Raw genomic sequence first — 17,149 nt, forward strand, 5'->3', positions numbered from 1 at the left:
TCAACGCCCCGGCAGTACCCGATTCGGCGGCCTGTGACCGTCGATGAAGGTGCGGATATTGATGATGACCTTGTCGCCCATGTCGATGCGCCCTTCGATCGTCGCCGAACTCATATGCGGCAGCAGCACGACCTTGCCCTCATTGGCGAGCTTGATGAGCTTCGGGTTGACCGCAGGCTCGTTTTCGAAGACGTCGAGGCCGGCGCCGGCAATCCGGCTCTCCCTCAGGCATTTGATCAGCGCAGCTTCGTCGACCACATCGCCGCGCGCGGTGTTGACAAGATAGGCCGTCGGCTGCAGCAGTGCCAGACGACGGGCCGAGATCAGGTGGAAGGTCGCCGGCGTCGACGGACAATTGACCGAAACGATGTCGACGCGGGCAAGCATCTGGTCGAGGCTTTCCCAATAGGTCGCCTCCAGCTCGTCCTCGACGGCCGGATTGACGCGCTTGCGGTTGTGGTAGTGGATCGACAGGCCGAAAGCCTTGGCGCGGCGGGCCACCGCCGTGCCGATGCGGCCCATGCCGACGATTCCGATGCGTTTGCCGTGAATGCGCCGGCCGAGCATCCAGGTGGGAGACCAGCCTGCCCATTCGCCCGGCTTGTCGGTCAGTACGCGCGCACCTTCGCCGAGCCTTCTCGGAACTGCGAGAATCAGCGCCATGGTCATATCGGCGGTGTCTTCGGTCAGGACGTTCGGCGTGTTGGTGACGGTGATGCCCTTGCGCGCAGCCGCCTCGACGTCGATATGATCGGTGCCGTTGGAGAAGCTCGCAATCAGTTTCATCTGCGGCCCCGCCTGCTCGATCAGCGCTGCGTCGATGCGATCGGTGACGGTCGGCACAAGCACATCGGCGGTCTTGACCGCGGCGATCAGCTCGGGAACGGAACGCGGCGCGTCGTCGATGTTCAGCTCGGCGTCGAAGAGTTCGCGCATCCGGGTTTCGACGGCATCCGGCAGCTTGCGGGTGATGTAGACCTTCGGTTTTTTCTTCGCTGTCATGGCTGCCTGTGGTGCCTTGTTCAGAGGTCTTTAACCAAGAGGGGTGATAATTTTCCCATTCCGGGCATTTTCTACCAGACCCGCACGCGAAGACAAACAAAACTCGTGGTGCAGCCGGGGAATGTCAGAGCCCGGACCGCGAGCAGGCCGGGCCTGCCCGCGAATTCGAGCAAACGGAAACTTCCATGCGCAGCAAAGTCCTAAAGTCCTGCCTCGCCCTTGCCATCGCTCTGGCTGCATCCATGGGAGGCGTCGAGTTCGCCCATGCGCAGGCGGCCAAGGGGCCAAGCGGACTGCCATTGCCGCGTTTCGTCACGCTGAAATCCAAGCGCGTCAACCTGCGCATCGGTCCAGGAACGGATTACGCCGTGTCGTGGATGTACCTGAAATCCGGCCTGCCGGTGGAGATCATCCAGGAATACGACAATTGGCGCCGCATCCGCGATGCCGACGGCACCGAAGGCTGGGTCAACCAGTCGCTGCTGTCAGGCCAGCGCGCGGCGATCGCCGCCCCGTGGATGAAGACCAAGGGCAAGGGCATCTATGTCAATCTGCGCCGCGAGGCGCAGCCCTCCGCCTCGATCATCGCCAAGCTCGAACCCGGCGTGATGCTGACGATCGGCGAATGCAACGGCGACTGGTGCCGCGCCGAATCCGACGGCGCCTCGGGCTGGGTGGCGCAGTCGGAGATCTGGGGCGCCTATCCCGGCGAAGCCTTCAAATAAGCCCTGCCCGTTTGGCGGCCTCGGAAAGCGAGGTCATCGGGCGCGGACCGATCTGCTGGATGACGATGCCTGCGGCCAGGCAACCGAGTTTGCCGCAATCCTCGAGAGAGCGTCCCTGCGTGTAGCCATAAAGGAAGCCGGAGGCGAAAAGATCGCCGGCACCGGTCGTATCGACCACTTCCCTGATCCTGATCGCATCGACGTAAAAACGCTCGCGGCCCTTCAGGATGACGGCGCCATCCTCGCTCATCGTCACGGCGGCGATCTTACAATCGGCGGCGATCCTGTTCAGCGCCTCCTCGAAATCGTCGGTCTCGTAGAGCGACAGCGCTTCCTGGCGATTGGCGAAGACGATATCGACCTTGCCGGAGCGCATCAGATCGAGGAATTCGCCACGATAGCGGTCGACGCAGAAGCTGTCCGACAACGTCATCGACATCTCGCGGCCGTTTTCATGGGCAATGCGGGCGCAATCGAGGATGGCTTCCTTGGCACGCGGCGGATCCCAGAGATAACCTTCGAAATAGGTAACCTTGGCGTCGGCCACGACGTCGGTCTCGACGTCTTCCGGGCCGAGTTCGACGCAAGCGCCGAGATAGGTGTTCATTGAACGCTCGCCGTCTTCGGTGACGAAGATCATCGAACGCGCCGTCGGCGGGAAGGCGCCCTTCGGCCGAGTCTGGTAGTGGACGCCCTGAGCGCGGATGTCGTGGGTGAAGATGTCACCGAGTTGATCCTGGGCGACATTGCCAAAGTAGGCGGCCTTGCCCCCGAGGTTGGCAACGCCCGCCGCCGTGTTGCCGGCGCTGCCGCCGGAAGCTTCGAGCGCCGGTCCCATGCGCGAATACAAGAGTTCGGCGCGTTCGGCATCGATGAGGTTCATCGCCGCCTTGGTGATCTGGTTGTCAATGAGGAACTGGTCGTCGCAACGGGCAATGATATCCACGATTGCGTTGCCGACTGTCAGAACATCGAATCTTGTCATGAAATGGGGGATCCCGGAGTTTGTGATAGCCGGGGTTTGGTCTTAGCGAAATTTCCGCGGTTTGGAAGGATAAATGGTGGATGGCCTCCCTATTTCTTCGCAAAAGTGCCGCCTATTCGTCATGTCCCTGTCATTTTCAATATCTAGAAATACTCGCAAGAAGACCGGCATGGAGCAGCTTTCAGTTGCAGCCGGGCTTACGAGGGATGATCCCTTCGATCTTACCGGCGCGATGCTGACCACGGATGAACTGGCAGCTTCGTGATCCGGATATCCGGCAAGGCCGGAGCGGAAAAGCGGGCTGTGCCCGCTTTTTTTGCTTTCGGATGCCCGGGCTGCCGGATCGGGCGGCGATTGGCTTTTCAATCCAAGCCGTTTGCTGCTACTGCATAATCCTTAATTCTAAGTACTACAGCGTCCTTTGCGCCTCTGGAAGAGACGCGGCGCTGTAGAAGTCGTATACTCCCCCGCGCAGAGCAGCCTCCCGCATGTCAGCCATCATTTTCGACGTCCTTCCCATCTTCATCCTGATTCTCATCGGCTGGGTGATCGTTCGCAGCGGATTGATGGCGTCGAATGTCGGCGAAGCGCTCAGCGAATTCGTCTTCAAGATCGCCGTGCCGCTTCTGCTCTTCCGCACCATCGCCGAGGCGGATTTTCATGGCGCCTCGCCCTTCCGGCTCTGGATCGTCTATTTTTCCGGCGTCGCCATCACCTGGACGGCCGGCCATATCGCCGCCACACGCCTCTTTAACCGCGACGAACGGATCGGCGTGCTGGCCGGCGTGTCCTCGGCCTTCGCCAACAATATCTTCATCGGCCTGCCGCTCGTCGAGCGGACCGTCGGCGACGAAGGGCTGGTGGCGCTGTCGATCCTGCTTGCCGTGCATCTGCCGGTGATGATGGTCGCCGGCACGGTGCTGATGGAGCATGCCGAGCGCAAGATCGCCGGCAAAAGCGATCGCAGCATGATGCTCGTGCTCCGCCAGATCGCAGTCAATCTCGTACGCAACCCGCTGGTGATCGGGCTTGCGGCCGGCATGGCCATGCACCTTTCCGGTCTCACCATGCCGACAACGATGGCAACGGTCGTCGGGCAGATCGCCGGCATTGCCGGCCCGGCGGCGCTGATATCGCTCGGCATGGCGCTGGAGAGATACGGCGTCTCCGGCAATCTCGGCATCGCCAGCGTCACCTCGAGCCTGAAGCTGCTGCTGCTGCCCGGCTGCGTGTGGGCGGCGAGCCGTCTTCTCGGTCTCAGCTCCGAATGGACGGCAGCGATCGTGCTGACCTCCTCCGTCCCAACAGGCGTCAACGCCTGGCTGATCGCCAATCGCTTCGGCGTCGGTCACAGCCTCGCCGCCTCGACGATCACGGTGACGACGGCGCTCGGCGCCATCACGGTTTCGCTCTGGGCCTATTTCCTCGGCGCCTGAGGTCTTTGCTTTACGCATGTTGTTACCGCACAACGAAAAAGCCCGGCTTGCGGGCCGGGCTTCAACGTCCTGCGATGTCTGCCGTGCTACTGCGTCGCGGCGTTCGGATCCGGCAGCGGCACCGGCGAATCGGCGAGCGTGTGCAGGTAGAGGATAACGTTGGCGCGGTCCTGATCCTTCGCCAGACCGGCGAAGCCCATTGCGGTGCCTGGAATGTCCTTCTTTGGCGCCAGCAGGAACTTGTTGAGGTTTTCGAAGGTCCACTTCTCGCTGCCGCCCTTGGAGAAATCCTTCATGGCAGCGGAATAGGCAAAGCCTTCATGCGAGGCGATCGGGCGATCAACGGCACCAAAGAGGTTGGGACCGACCTTATTCGGCCCCCCTTTGGTGGCGTCATGACAGGCCTGACACTTCTTGAAGACCGTCTCGCCGGCCTTGGCATCTGCAGAAGCGAGCAATTGCGCAATCGGAACGGCAACGGCAGGCGCAGCCTCGCCGCCAGCAGCGGGCGCCTCTTCGGCAACGATCGCGAAACCTTCCTTTTCCGGTGCTTCGGAATGGAAGATTCCTTCGGACGCGATAGAGACCGACATCAGAACGAAAATCGTTCCGAGCAGCGCCCCGACGGCCGTATTGACGTATGAATTCATCTGCAATGCTCCCCTTGCAGCCGGCAGATCATAAACCGGACCATCTTGAAATCGCGCGGAACCTATGTCTTTTGGCTGTTCGTTGCAACTGTCTAAATGGTCTTGCGCGTGAGACTTTTTGACACTTTCCAGCCCGGAATAGAAGGCCTGAACAATGAGTGATTCAAATTTAGATGGCGTGCTGGTGCTGATCCCGGCGCGCATGGCCTCCACCCGCCTTCCGGGCAAGCCGCTGGCCGATATTTGCGGCCTGCCGATGATCGTGCAGGTGGCGATGCGCGCCAGGGAAGCAGCCATCGGCCGCGTCGTCGTCGCCGTCGACGACACCCAGGTGTTCGATGCCGTGGCCGCTGCCGGCTTCGAGGTCGTCATGACCAGCACGGATCATCAATCGGGTTCCGATCGGATCTTTGAGGCGCTGACGAAAGTCGATCCGGATGGAAAGGCGAAAATCATCGTCAACGTCCAGGGCGATCTGCCGACGATCGATCCAGAAACAGTGCGCGCGGCCTTGCGCCCGCTCGAAAACGAGGCGGTCGATATCGGGACGCTGACGACCGAAATCGACAATGAGGAGGACAAGACCGCGCCGCACATCGTCAAGATCGTCGGCTCGCCGATTTCCGCCGCCCGGCTGCACGCGCTCTACTTCACGCGGGCAACCGCCCCTTACGGCCAGGGGCCGCTCTACCATCATATCGGCCTTTATGCCTATCGGCGCGCGGCGCTCGAACGGTTCGTCTCGCTCGGCCCCTCAACGCTCGAAAGGCGCGAATCGCTGGAGCAACTGCGGGCGCTGGAAGCCGGCATGCGCATCGACGCCGAGATCGTTGACACGGTTCCGCTCGGTGTCGATACTCCCGCCGACCTCGAAAAAGCGCGGCGCATCCTCTCCGCAAAGTCGAACTGACGGAACCATCATGAACATCAAGACCAACAGGATCGCCTTTCAGGGCGAATTCGGCGCCAATTCCGACATGGCCAGCCGCGACATGTTTCCGACCATGGAGCCGCTGCCCTGCCAGACCTTCGAGGATGCGTTCACGGCGGTCGACAACGGCGATGCCGATATTGGGATGATCCCGATCGAGAACACGATCGCCGGGCGCGTCGCCGATATCCACCATCTGCTGCCGGAGTCGCGACTGCACATCATCGGCGAATATTTCATGCCGATCCGCTTCCAGCTGATGGTGCTGCCCGGTGTTACCAAGGACGAGATCCGCACGGTGCACAGCCATATCCACGCGCTCGGCCAGTGCCGCAAGATCGTTCGCGCCAATGGCTGGAAGCCGGTGATCGCCGGCGATACGGCAGGGGCGGCGAAACTCGTGCAGGAAACCGGCGACCGCTCGATGGCCGCCTTGGCGCCACGTCTTGCCGCCGATCTCTACGGGCTCGAGATCATCGCCGAAAATGTCGAGGATACGGAAAACAACGTCACCCGCTTCGTCGTCCTGTCCCGCGACGAGGAATGGGCGCAGCGGAATTCGGCGGAAGAAAAGGTCGTCACCACCTTCGTCTTCAACGTCCGCAACATTCCGGCCGCGCTCTACAAAGCGCTCGGCGGTTTTGCCACCAACAACATCAACATGACGAAGCTGGAAAGCTACCAGCTCGGCGGAAAATTCGTGGCGACGCAGTTTTACGCCGATATCGAAGGCCATCCGAACGATCCGAACGTGCGCCGGGCGTTGGAGGAATTGCGGTTCTTTTCCGAGAAAGTCCGCATCCTCGGCGTCTACAAGGGGCATGCGATGCGAGGCCTACTTTAGAACAGGATGAAGTCATCCTGTTCTAAATTAAATAGTTAGAGCATGATGTTGTCCGAAAACCGCTGACACTTTTCGGCATCATGCTCCAAGGCAAGCCCCGCAAGTCGCCTGAATTATTTATCCGGCTCACAGACACGCAGCCGATGCCCATCCGGATCGAGCACGACGAAGGTCGGGCCGAAATCCAATTCGGTCAGTTCCTGGGCGATCGGCAGGCCGCGCTGGCGCCAGTCTTCATAATGCCTGGCGACGGCATTTTCTCCTTCGACCATGAACGCCACTTCGCCGCGATTGCCGATGGCGGAGGGCTGCGGCTCGACCTTGCTGCGCCGCCAGAGACCGAGCGTGAAACCGCCCTCAAGCGGAAAAGCGACGAAATTCGGCGCTTCCACGGCCGGTTCGCGGTTCAGCAGATTCCGGTAGAAGCTGGCGCTTTCACCCGGGTCCTTGACGTAAAGAATGATGAGATTGGGGCTGGTCATTTCGGTTCTCCCGTTGTTTAAGAATGGCGCCGCGAGAGATCGTCTGCTGACAAATCATGGCAGCAGACAATCGACGGCGTTGCGATCGCAACGCCCGTTCTCGTCGAGTAGAATGTTGATAAGGATAGGCGACCTAAAGCGGTCGCGCATCTCGTTGTCGCAAAACCGCTGCGCTTTTGCGCGATATGCTTTAGAGCGGGAAACGGTCCTCGCAGTGCGGGTCGCGTCCGTCGATGAAGCCGAGGTCGCGCTTCAGATAATCCGGTGTCGCTTCAAGGTCGAGGCTGGTGCGATCTCCCCTGCGAAAGCGGAAAACGCTCATGACCACTTGCAGCAGGCCGGAGCGCGCCGACTGGCGGACATCGGCAAAAGTCTCGGCCGAAATGACATCGGCAAAGGACTCGGCTGCAAAACGGTCGTTGGTGAAATGAATGGCTGGAGGCGTTACCATGATCAGTACTCCTTCCTGGTGAACTGTACCGATAATAACTCCATCTGCTGACAGTTTATGGCAGCAGCGTTCAGTTCTCCATCGGTACGTCCTGCGTCTCGCGCCATTCCTTGAGGAGCACCGTGCGGCGGCGCGGATAACGCACCTCGTGCAAAGCCATGTCGATGATACGGTCGGTGCGGAAATGGCGGAAATCCTGGCGCAGTTCGCACCAGGCCATGAGGACGCGCACATGCTCGTAGTAGCCGAGCCCGAAAGGCCAGACGCGGCGGCGCGAGATACGGCCCTGCTCGTCGCCATAATGCAATTCGAGGATCCGCTCCAGGCGGATCGCCCTGCGGATGGCCGAAACGTCAGCCTTGTCCTCGTCCCTGCGTTTGGGACCGACGAAAAGCGCTGCCGAATCGATCATCTCGCGCATATCGGCCGGCAGCACGGCGGCAATCTTGGCCAAGGCGTCGGCACCGGCGCCGGCAAGGCGCGGCTCGGCGGCGCGAGCCACCCAGCGCGAGCCGAGGACCAATGCCTCCAGCTCTTCTTCGGAAAACATCATCGGCGGCAGCATGAAGCCGGGCTTCAGCACATAACCGATGCCGGCTTCGCCTTCGATCATCGCGCCCTGGGCCTGCAGGCTGGCAATATCGCGATAGAGCGTGCGCAGACTGACCCCGGTCTCTTGTGCCAGCACCGTGCCGGTCACCGGCCGCCGGTAACGCCGGAGCGTCTGGAGCAGCGTCAGCAGCCGTTCCGAGCGGGCGACCGGCATGGCGCTACCGCTTCCACTCCACCCAGTCGCGCATCAGGCGGTGGGCGATCGCCCCTTTCGGCGGCGAAGCCCTGCCTGTCGCGCTCGGGCGTTCCAGCATCTCGATCGTTTCCTCGCGGGTGAACCAGCGGCAATCTTCCAGCTCGGTCTCGTCGCGGCTGATTTCGGTGGATTTCGCCTCGGCGTAACAGCCGATCATCAGGGAATGCGGCATCGGCCAGGGCTGCGAGGCGTGGTAGCGGATACGGCCGGTGCGGATGCCCGATTCCTCCAGCGTTTCGCGGCGCACGGCGTTCTCGATCGTCTCGCCGGGTTCGAGGAAGCCGGCAAGACAGGAATACATGCCGGGCGCGAAATGCGGGCTGCGGCCGAGCAGGCAGAGGTCGCGCTGCTCGTCAACCGTCAGCATGATGACGACGGGGTCGGTGCGGGGAAAGATCATGTGCTCGCAGGCGGTGCAAACACGTTTGTAGCCGCCGATATGGATTTCCATCGCCGAGCCGCAGCGGCCGCAGAAGCGGTTGTCGCCATTCCAGCGGATGAGGCTTGCGGCCTGGGCGAATTCGCCGAGCAAAACCTCGTCGATCAGCATTTCGCGAAACAGCGTGCGGCCGTCGGCAGGCTTGTAGTGGCTGGTGAGGTCGTCGACGTCGATGCTGACGGGAACGGCAAGGCGCGGCTCGCCGGTCTTGCGGTAGCCGAGCAGCACCGTCTCGTCCCAATCCGGCTGCAATTCCTGCAGCTCGTAGCGGGCAAAGAGCGGATCGAGCACCTGGCCGTCATGCTTCAGCACCAGCTTATCTCCCGCGAAGGCGAAGATATGGGTGCCTTCCTTGGCCAGCGCCTTTTCGACGGATTGTTCGTCGCGATGCTCGGAATCGCGGTTGAGGTCGTTGGCGGCAAAGGCCGTGAGATTGCTGGGTTCCGGATGCGGCACATCCGAATCGAAAAGCGAATGACTCATGATGAAAGGGCTTCCCGCAGCTTCGCTGTAAATTCGTCTCTCTTTCCGTCTTCGTAGGGCTGCGCGCGCCCGAAGCCCCAGACGGGACCCGGCCAGTTGGCATCGCCTTCGAAGCGGGCAATGACATGAACATGAAGCTGGCGGACGATGTTGCCAAGAGCCCCGACATTGATTTTTGTCGCGCCGGTGATCTTCTTCAGCGCCTTGGCGACCAGCTCCGTCTCGAAGGCAAGCAGCACCTGGTCGAGCGGCGTCAGTTCGAAGATTTCGGTTATATCAGCCCGGCGCGGCACAAGAATGAGCCAGGGCCAGCGGGCGTCCTTCGACAATCTCAGATCGCAGAGGCCGGTGAGCATGATGCTGACGCTGTCATTTTCCAGCCTGGGGTCGAGCACGAAACCGTTCAAAGGGCATTCCTCCTGTCTTTTCCAATGACTAGCAGTTTTTTTGCATGTTGGCTTGCTTTTGATGGCGATATTGCCGATATGTGCATCCGGGAGGTTGGTGGTGGACGAGCCACTCGCCAACCGGGTCAGGTCCGGAAGGAAGCAGCCCTAACGAGCCCGGCACGGGTCATCGTGCCAGCCTCCCACCTTCTCTCCACGAAGTGCCCGACAGTCCGGGCGACAAGCAGGGCGATGAGCGACACCGAGCGACAATCAAAAGATGCCGCCTCGACGGGCACCGGATACCGAGTGCTGGCTCGCAAATACCGCCCCAAGGATTTCACGGACCTGATGGTCGGCCAGGAGCCGATGGTCCGGACCCTCACCAACGCCTTCGAAACCGGCCGCATCGCGCAAGCCTACATGCTGACGGGTGTGCGCGGTGTGGGCAAGACGACGACGGCGCGCATCCTGGCGCGGGCGCTGAACTACAAGACATCGGAGATCGACAAGCCGACGATCGACCTTCGCACGCCGGGCGAACACTGCCAGGCGATCATGGAAGGCCGGCATGTCGACGTGATCGAGATGGATGCCGCTTCGCATACCGGGATCGACGATATCCGCGAGATCATCGAGCAGGTGCGCTACCGGCCGGTTGCGGCGCGCTACAAGGTCTATATCATCGACGAAGTGCACATGCTGTCGACGCAGGCCTTCAACGGCCTGTTGAAGACGCTGGAAGAGCCGCCGGAGCATGTGAAGTTCATCTTCGCTACCACAGAAATCCGCAAGGTGCCGATCACCGTGCTGTCGCGCTGCCAGCGCTTCGACCTGCGCCGCATCAGTGCGTCGGATCTCGTCGGGCTGTTTACGACGATCGCGGCCAAGGAGGGCATCGAGGCGGAAGCGGAAGCGCTGGCGATGATCGCGCGTGCGGCCGAAGGCTCGGCGCGTGACGGCCTGTCGCTGCTCGACCAGGCGATCGCTCATGGCGCAGGCGTCGTGCAGGCGGAAGCCGTGCGCGGCATGCTCGGCCTTGCCGACCGCGCCCGGATCGTCGATCTCTTCCAGCATATCGTCAAAGGCGATGTGGCCTCAGCCCTCGGCGAGTTCCAGAACCAGTACGAAGCCGGCGCCAATCCTGTGGTGGTGCTGACCGACCTTGCCGATTTCACCCATCTGGTGACGCGGCTGAAATATGTGCCGAATGCGGCAAACGATCCTTCGCTCAGCGAGGTCGAACGCACCAAGGCGGCGGAATTTGCCAAGGGCGTTGCAGTGACGACGCTGTCGCGGATCTGGCAGATGCTGCTCAAAGGCATTCCGGAGACAGAAGGCTCGTCGCGGACGGCAGGGGCAGCCGAGATGGTGCTGATCCGGCTTGCGCATGCCGCGCATCTGCCGGCGCCCGAGGATGCCGCGCGGCGGCTTGCCGAATTTTCGGGCGACAATGCCGGCCCCCGGCCCGCGGTTCCGCCGTCCGGCAATGGCGGCGGCAACGGGACACGGGTTTCCTATCAGAACAGTGTCGCGGCGCGCGCCGCGGAAACCGCACCGAGCCAGCCGCCGCCTTCGGCGCCGGTGGCGATGTTGCGTGCCGTGCCGAGCAGCCAGCCAGAGACGATGGCTGTCGGGCGGATCGAACCAAAACCGGCGGAAGCCCTGAAGCCGCTCGTCCCGGTCAATTCGGTCAATGATATCGTCAACCTCGCCACCGAGAAACGCGATCCGAAGCTGAAGGCGATGGTGCGCACCTTCCTGCGCCCGGTCCGGATCGAAGCCGGCCGGCTCGACGTCAGCCTGGCTCCCGGTGCACCGACGACGCTGCTCAACGAGCTTGCCGTCAAGCTGAAGGAATGGACCGGCATCCATTGGATCGTCAGCCTCAGCCGCGACGAGGGCCAGCCGACGCAGGTGGAGGCGGAGGCCAGGACTCGGGAACAGCATGTGATCGACGCGCGCCAGGATCCTGACGTGGCGGCAATCCTTGCGCATTTCCCCGGTGCTAAGATCATCGACGTGCGCGTGCGGGCGCCCGAAGCGGAGGAGGAGGGCGAGGCGACGCCGCCGGCCGCCGCCGAATCCGAGGAAGGTGACATCCTGCCGGGCGATGACATAGAATTCTAAAGTTTCAACAAGGAGCGAGACGATGCGCGACATCATGGGCATGATGGGCAAAGTCAAGGAAATGCAGGCCAAGATGGAGCAGATGCAGGCGGAAATCGCCGAGCTCACGGCCGAAGGCAAGGCGGGCGGCGGGCTCGTCGCCGTCGTCATATCAGGCAAGGGCGAGCTGAAGAGCCTGAAGATCGATCCGTCGCTGTTCAAGGAAGACGATGTCGAGATCCTCGAGGACCTGATCGTCGCCGCTCACAAGGACGCCAAGGACAAGGCCGAGGCGCTGGCCGCCGAGAAGACCAAGGCGCTGACGGCCGGCCTGCCGATCCCGCCCGGCTTCAAGCTGCCGTTCTGAGGCGGCCCACATATCAAGGTGTAATGCGTGATCTAGAGCAATTCCAGGAAAAGTGCGAAGCGGTTTTCCGTCCGGAATTGCGTGAAAACAAAAGGTTAGAGCGGTTCTGCGTTTCCATGAAAAGCTGAACCGCTCTAGTACGCTTCGTCGGCTTGGGATTCCAGCATGGTCCGAAGCTTGTAGTGAATTGGGGCCGCGAGATATCGCGCCCGATCTGCGCCTTGAAGCCTTCGGCCGAAGGTCTCCATTAGCTCGGGCATCGCAATCTTGTCGCCCGAAAAAGGCGTGTATTCCATCGGCATCCCGGGCTCGACCACGCCGCCCCGGATGACGCGGCAATAGATGCCGGGACGGGCGGCGGCGGTGTAACGCTTGACGAATTTCGGATCGGCCATCCTGGCGGCGAAGGTGGCGCAGGGCATACGGCATGCTGTGACCTCGAGGATGAGATCGCCAGCGGCGAAGCGGTCGCCGACGGCGACGTCGCGATTGTCCAGATCTGATATCACCATGTTCTCGCCGAAAGTACCGGCCTCGTAGGGTCGGCCCAGCTCCTGCGCCCACCAGTCGAGCGTCAGCGATCCCTCGACATAGACCGCCTGATCGACGCCTCCATGGTGTTTACGGTTGCAGATCGCATCGCCGACAAGACCTTCGGCGTCGATCATCACAGCGCCGTTGACGGGGTGCTTGAAGATGCCGGTCTTGTAACTCTTGCCCGGCAGTCTTTCCGGATTGCCGGTGCACAAGGCCAGGATTTTCATGGGATGACCGATCCTTCCGCGATTCCGTTTTCGTTCCATATCAGTTAAGAACGGCGCATGGCAAAACGAGTCACCGGACCCGAAATCGAAAAACTCATCCAGCTTCTGGCGAAGGTGCCGGGCCTCGGGCCGCGATCGGCGCGCCGGGCGGCACTGCATCTGATCAAGAAGAAGGACCAGCTGCTTGGCCCGCTGTCGAATGCAATGGGCGAGGCCTATGACAAGGTGAAGATCTGCTCGCGCTGCGGCAATGTCGATACGGTCGATCCCTGCATCGTCTGCACCGACACGCAACGCGATCAATCCGTCATCATCGTCGTCGAGGACGTATCGGATCTCTGGGCGCTGGAGCGGGCAGGCGCGATGAACGCCGCCTATCACGTGCTCGGCGGCACGCTGTCGCCGCTCGACGGGATCGGGCCCGACGATCTCAACATTCGCGGCCTGATCGACCGGATCGGCGAAGGCGGCATCCGGGAACTGATCATTGCTGTCAATGCCACGGTCGAGGGGCAGACGACGGCGCATTACATCACCGACCAGTTGCAGGGGCTCGACGTGAAGATCACGCGGCTGGCGCATGGCGTGCCCGTCGGCGGCGAGCTCGACTATCTCGACGAGGGCACGCTTGCGGCCGCGCTTCGAGCGCGGACGGTGATATGAGAGGCTTTCGTATGTTGCACCACACCCCCCTCTGCCCTGCCGGGCATCTCCCCCACAAGGGGGGAGATTGGCTGGGAGCGCCCGCTCGCCCGGATCAAAGATCACAAGTGGCCGAAGCCGCTTGGCACACGATCAATATTTGGCCAGGCCGCCGCGTCTTGCCGATCTCCCCCCTTGTGGGGGAGATGCCCGGCAGGGCAGAGGGGGGTGTTCCACGGCGGCTCCGGATATTCGCACTCGCTATAACCGCCGCTCTCCTCCCCCTCCCCTCATACGCGGCTCCTTCGAAAGCCGATGTCGAGGTGCAGTTCGAGAAATGGGTGCAGAGCGACCTCTGGCCGGAGGCGAAGGCGAACGGCATTTCGGAGAAGGTCTTTCAAGCCGCTTTCTCCGGCATCACGCTGAACTGGAACCTGCCCGATCTCGCCCCGCCCGGTTTCCCGCCGCCGAAGGAACAGAAGCAGACGCAGGCCGAATTTTCCTCGCCCGCTCCCTATTTCAACGAAGACCAACTGAAGAAGCTTGCCGCAACGGGACGCGGCTTTGCCGCCCAATATGGCTCGACGCTAAAGCGGATCGAAAAGACCTATGGCGTGCCGGGCTCGATCGTGCTTGCCATCTGGGGCCGGGAGACGGGCTTCGGTGCGGCGAAGATCCCGAATTCGGCGATCGAGGTGCTGGCGACCAAGGCCTTCATGTCGACGCGCAAGGAGATGTTCCGCACCGAGCTGATGGCCGCACTCCATATTCTCGACGGCGGCGACGTCACGCCTGCCAACTTCAAGGGTTCGTGGGCGGGCGCACTCGGCCAGCCGCAATTCATGCCGACCAGCTATCTGAAATATGCCGTGGATTTCGATGGTGACGGCCACCGCAATATCTGGACCTCGGTGCCCGACACGCTCGCCTCGATCGCCAATTACCTGGTCAAGAAAGGCTGGCAGCGCAACCGCGACTGGGGCTTCGAGGTGTCGATACCGGAGGCCGTCTCCTGCGCGCAGGAGGGACCTGATCTGGCAAAGCCACTGTCGCACTGGGCCTCGCTCGGCATCGACCGCATCTCCGGCAAGGGCTTTCCCTCCGGCGAAATGAAGGCTGAGGCCATGATGCTGGTTCCGGCCGGCCGCGACGGACCGGAATTCATCGTCACGCCGAATTTCTACATCATCAAGGAATACAATAATTCCGATCTCTATGCGCTCTATATCGGCAATCTTGCCGACCGGATCGCCTATAACGGCGGCGCCTTCCAGGGCAGATGGGGCGATGTCGGCAAGATGCTGCGCTCGGATGTCGCCGCCATGCAGAAGGCGCTGGAACGGCAGGGCTATGATGTCGGCGGTTCCGACGGTCTGCCGGGCTACAAGACCCGGCGTTCGATCGGCCAGTGGCAGGCAAAGAACGGCATGAAGCCGACATGCTTTCCGGAGGCTGCGATGAAGGGCAAGCTGAAGTAAGCAGATTCAGAGATTGCGTTTCAAACCTTCATGGCTGGCGACGAAACCGAGCCTCTCGTAGAAGCGGATCGCATCCCCTCGCCTCTTGTCCGATGTCAGCTGCACCAATCCGCAGCCGCGCTCGGCGCATTGGGCGATCGCCCATTCGATGAATTGTGCGCCGAGGCCAGAACCGCGAAGATCGCTTGCGATACGCACGCTTTCGATCTGGCCGCGCCACATGCCCGTCCTCGAAAGACCGGGAACAAAACTCACCTGCAGGCAGCCGACGACCCGATCGGCAGCGTCGTTGGCGACGGCCAGAAGCTGATTGGCGTCCGCCTCGATCGCGGCGAAGGCCGAGAGATAACGCGCGTCGACTGGATCCGAAACGATCTCCCTGGTGGTGCCAAGATCGTCATCGGCCAGAAGCCGGATGATGGCGGCCAGATCGGATTGGCGGGCGAGCCTGAATCTATACATGTTTAACCTCTGCACACCTGGTCTCAATGATGCAGATCGATCGGCGCCTTGTGGAAGACGTCGTCGCCCGGTGGAATGGCCTGGCGTTCGATCATGCGGTGGACATGCAGCGGACCTTCGCCGCGATGAAGCGCACGAAGCCTGTCGGTGTTTTCGGCATCGGCCTGCGTGCGCCGCTGGTTGTGTCTTATGTATTCGACCCAGGTCGGCGTGTGATAGGTTTCCGTCCACAGGCTGGGATTTTCGAGATCACGCATCAGTGCCCAGTTTCGGGCGCCGTCGCGGATGCGGATGCGGCGGCGCTCGCCCATCAGTTCCATGAACTCGGCAAGGTTATCATCGGCAATCTCGTAATCGACCTGGATGACGATCGGGCCGCTGCGCGGCGTGATGTCGAGACTGAGGGCCGGTTCGGTGAAGCGGTTCAACGGATCGAGATTGAGCGAGGCGAAGGCCGGCATCGAAAAACGCAGGCCGATCGCGATGCCGAGCAGCATGACGACGGATGACATCAGCAGCGCATCGGCGACGCCGTAGCGATCGGCGGCAACGCCCCACAGCCAGCTGCCGCCGGCGATGCCGCCGAAGGTGACGGTCTGGTAGAGCGACAGCGCCCGGCCGACCACCCAGCGCGGCGTCGAAAGCTGGACGATGGTGTTGAACAGCGATAGTGCAGAGACCCAGCAGGCGCCGGAAACAAGCAGCCCGGCAGAGGTGAGGACGGCACTCGGGCTCACGGCTGCGATGACCGCGCTCAATGCGAAGCCGGCAAAGGAGAGGCGGATGATCACCTCGCTGGAAAGCACCTGGCGAAGCCTCGCATTCAGCACCGCGCCGCCAATCGCGCCGATACCGAAGGCGCCGAGCATGAAACCATAGGTCAGCGGGCCGCCGGCAACGAGATCGAGGGCGACGACCGGCAGCAGCGCCAGGATCGAGCTGGCGCCGATGCCGAAGAGCAGCCCTCTGACGAGGACCTTTTCGAGATTGGGCGACATCGAGACATAACGCAGGCCGGCAAAGATGGCGCTGCCGAGCGCCTCTCGCGGCAGGGTCGAGACGGGCGCGGCTGGCCGCCAGCGCAGCAGGGCATAGATCAGGGCGAGGTAACTCAGCGTATTCACCGCGAAGGCCGCGGCCGCGCCAGCAGCGGCGACGATGACGCCGCCGATCGCCGGGCCGACGCTGCGGGTGATGTTGAAACCCATGCTGTTCAGCGTGACCGCGGCCGGCAGATCGGCGCGCGGCACCATGTCGCCGACCGAGGCCTGCCAGGAGGGATTGTTGAGCGCGGTGCCGCAGCCGATCAGGAAGGTGAAGAAGAGCAGCAGCCAGGGCGTGATCCAGCCGAGAAGGGCTGAGGCCGTCAGCAGCGCCGAGACCGTGAGCATCATGCACTGCGCCGTCAGCATGACCCGGCGGCGGTCATAATTGTCGGCCAGCGCACCCGATATCAGCGAAAACAGCATGATCGGCAGCGCCGTCGCGGTCTGCACCAGCGCTACCATGTCCTCTGAGGCGGTGATCGTCGTCATCATCCAGGCGGCTCCCACCGCCTGGATCAGGCCGCCGAAATTCGAAGAAAGGCTCGCGAACCAGATGGTGCGGTAGGCATCGTGCCGCAGAGGCGCCAATGTCGACGAAGTGTAGGCCACGATTTCTCCCGCTTTTGTTATTGCGCGCCAACGGCAATATATGCGCAAGA

The 17,149-nt window shown here is 62.1% G+C and carries 19 protein-coding genes and 1 other RNA gene; 9 read left to right on the top strand and 11 right to left on the bottom strand.

Annotated features, from left to right (window positions below; all coding sequences use genetic code 11):
• Positions 1-1,002, bottom strand: a complete 1,002-nt coding sequence (locus G9X64_RS11650; protein ID WP_171376584.1) for a 2-hydroxyacid dehydrogenase — start codon at positions 1,000-1,002, stop codon at positions 1-3.
• A 185-nt stretch (positions 1,003-1,187) separates the two neighbouring features.
• On the opposite strand from G9X64_RS11650, the gene G9X64_RS11655 reads away from it, so the two are divergent.
• Positions 1,188-1,727, top strand: coding sequence for an SH3 domain-containing protein (locus tag G9X64_RS11655; protein WP_168312090.1), 540 nt, complete (start codon positions 1,188-1,190; stop codon positions 1,725-1,727).
• Here G9X64_RS11655 and G9X64_RS11660 read toward each other — a convergent pair.
• Positions 1,720-2,712 (bottom strand): adenosine kinase, encoded by a 993-nt coding sequence (locus G9X64_RS11660; RefSeq protein ID WP_168312089.1) that lies wholly within the window; start codon positions 2,710-2,712, stop codon positions 1,720-1,722. The two genes, G9X64_RS11655 and G9X64_RS11660, sit on opposite strands and share 8 nt — an antisense overlap.
• Before the next feature lie 488 nt (positions 2,713-3,200).
• Between G9X64_RS11660 and G9X64_RS11665 the strand changes: the two genes are divergently transcribed.
• Positions 3,201-4,148: an AEC family transporter gene (locus G9X64_RS11665; RefSeq protein ID WP_168312088.1), complete on the top strand. Its 948-nt coding sequence runs from the start codon at positions 3,201-3,203 to the stop codon at positions 4,146-4,148.
• 86 nt (positions 4,149-4,234) lie between these two features.
• Here G9X64_RS11665 and G9X64_RS11670 read toward each other — a convergent pair whose 3' ends face one another.
• Positions 4,235-4,798, bottom strand: coding sequence for a c-type cytochrome (locus G9X64_RS11670; RefSeq protein WP_168312102.1), 564 nt, complete (start codon positions 4,796-4,798; stop codon positions 4,235-4,237).
• 154 nt (positions 4,799-4,952) lie between these two features.
• Between G9X64_RS11670 and G9X64_RS11675 the strand changes: the two genes are divergently transcribed.
• On the top strand, positions 4,953-5,708 hold the full coding sequence (locus G9X64_RS11675; protein ID WP_168317273.1) for a 3-deoxy-manno-octulosonate cytidylyltransferase: 756 nt from the start codon (positions 4,953-4,955) through the stop codon (positions 5,706-5,708).
• A gap of 10 nt (positions 5,709-5,718) precedes the next feature.
• Positions 5,719-6,573 (top strand): prephenate dehydratase, encoded by an 855-nt coding sequence (locus G9X64_RS11680; protein ID WP_003544355.1) that lies wholly within the window; start codon positions 5,719-5,721, stop codon positions 6,571-6,573.
• 113 nt (positions 6,574-6,686) lie between these two features.
• Here G9X64_RS11680 and G9X64_RS11685 read toward each other — a convergent pair whose 3' ends face one another.
• From G9X64_RS11685 to G9X64_RS11705, 5 genes are all read right to left on the bottom strand, one after another.
• Entirely contained in the window at positions 6,687-7,055 is a 369-nt protein-coding gene (locus tag G9X64_RS11685; protein ID WP_003555800.1) for a VOC family protein, read from the bottom strand.
• A 190-nt stretch (positions 7,056-7,245) separates the two neighbouring features.
• Complete coding sequence (locus G9X64_RS11690; RefSeq protein ID WP_168312085.1) at positions 7,246-7,506, bottom strand: hypothetical protein; 261 nt, start codon at positions 7,504-7,506, stop codon at positions 7,246-7,248.
• 70 nt (positions 7,507-7,576) lie between these two features.
• A complete protein-coding gene (locus G9X64_RS11695) occupies positions 7,577-8,272 on the bottom strand; it encodes a helix-turn-helix transcriptional regulator (RefSeq protein ID WP_011649958.1) in 696 nt (231 codons plus the stop codon).
• Between the two features lie 4 nt (positions 8,273-8,276).
• Positions 8,277-9,236, bottom strand: coding sequence for an NAD(+) diphosphatase (gene nudC, locus G9X64_RS11700; protein ID WP_168312084.1), 960 nt, complete (start codon positions 9,234-9,236; stop codon positions 8,277-8,279).
• Positions 9,233-9,643 carry an HIT domain-containing protein gene (locus G9X64_RS11705; RefSeq protein ID WP_171376585.1) on the bottom strand — a complete coding sequence of 137 codons (411 nt, stop codon included), beginning with the start codon at positions 9,641-9,643 and terminating at the stop codon, positions 9,233-9,235. The genes nudC and G9X64_RS11705 overlap by 4 nt, the downstream gene beginning before the upstream one ends.
• A gap of 89 nt (positions 9,644-9,732) precedes the next feature.
• On the opposite strand from G9X64_RS11705, the gene ffs reads away from it, so the two are divergent.
• The 3 genes from ffs (at position 9,733) to G9X64_RS11720 (ending at position 12,098) form a co-directional block, all read left to right on the top strand.
• Positions 9,733-9,829: signal recognition particle sRNA small type (gene ffs / locus G9X64_RS11710), an RNA gene on the top strand.
• 45 nt (positions 9,830-9,874) lie between these two features.
• Entirely contained in the window at positions 9,875-11,752 is a 1,878-nt protein-coding gene (locus tag G9X64_RS11715) for a DNA polymerase III subunit gamma/tau (RefSeq protein ID WP_171376586.1), read from the top strand.
• A gap of 22 nt (positions 11,753-11,774) precedes the next feature.
• On the top strand, positions 11,775-12,098 hold the full coding sequence (locus G9X64_RS11720) for a YbaB/EbfC family nucleoid-associated protein (RefSeq protein ID WP_003555794.1): 324 nt from the start codon (positions 11,775-11,777) through the stop codon (positions 12,096-12,098).
• 134 nt (positions 12,099-12,232) lie between these two features.
• Here G9X64_RS11720 and G9X64_RS11725 read toward each other — a convergent pair whose 3' ends face one another.
• On the bottom strand, positions 12,233-12,862 hold the full coding sequence (locus G9X64_RS11725) for an MOSC domain-containing protein (RefSeq protein WP_171376587.1): 630 nt from the start codon (positions 12,860-12,862) through the stop codon (positions 12,233-12,235).
• Between the two features lie 57 nt (positions 12,863-12,919).
• On the opposite strand from G9X64_RS11725, the gene recR reads away from it, so the two are divergent.
• Both recR and G9X64_RS11735 read left to right on the top strand, forming a co-directional pair.
• Complete coding sequence (recR, locus tag G9X64_RS11730) at positions 12,920-13,525, top strand: recombination mediator RecR (protein WP_168317276.1); 606 nt, start codon at positions 12,920-12,922, stop codon at positions 13,523-13,525.
• A 185-nt stretch (positions 13,526-13,710) separates the two neighbouring features.
• Positions 13,711-14,982 (top strand): lytic murein transglycosylase, encoded by a 1,272-nt coding sequence (locus G9X64_RS11735; RefSeq protein ID WP_171376611.1) that lies wholly within the window; start codon positions 13,711-13,713, stop codon positions 14,980-14,982.
• A 6-nt stretch (positions 14,983-14,988) separates the two neighbouring features.
• Here G9X64_RS11735 and G9X64_RS11740 read toward each other — a convergent pair whose 3' ends face one another.
• Positions 14,989-15,444 (bottom strand): GNAT family N-acetyltransferase, encoded by a 456-nt coding sequence (locus G9X64_RS11740; RefSeq protein ID WP_168317278.1) that lies wholly within the window; start codon positions 15,442-15,444, stop codon positions 14,989-14,991.
• 23 nt (positions 15,445-15,467) lie between these two features.
• Positions 15,468-17,147, bottom strand: a complete 1,680-nt coding sequence (locus G9X64_RS11745) for an MFS transporter (protein WP_171376588.1) — start codon at positions 17,145-17,147, stop codon at positions 15,468-15,470.
• Positions 17,148-17,149 lie beyond the last annotated feature (2 nt).

The sequence above is a fragment of the Rhizobium sophorae genome, from assembly GCF_013087515.1.
Taxonomy (GTDB): domain Bacteria; phylum Pseudomonadota; class Alphaproteobacteria; order Rhizobiales; family Rhizobiaceae; genus Rhizobium; species Rhizobium sophorae.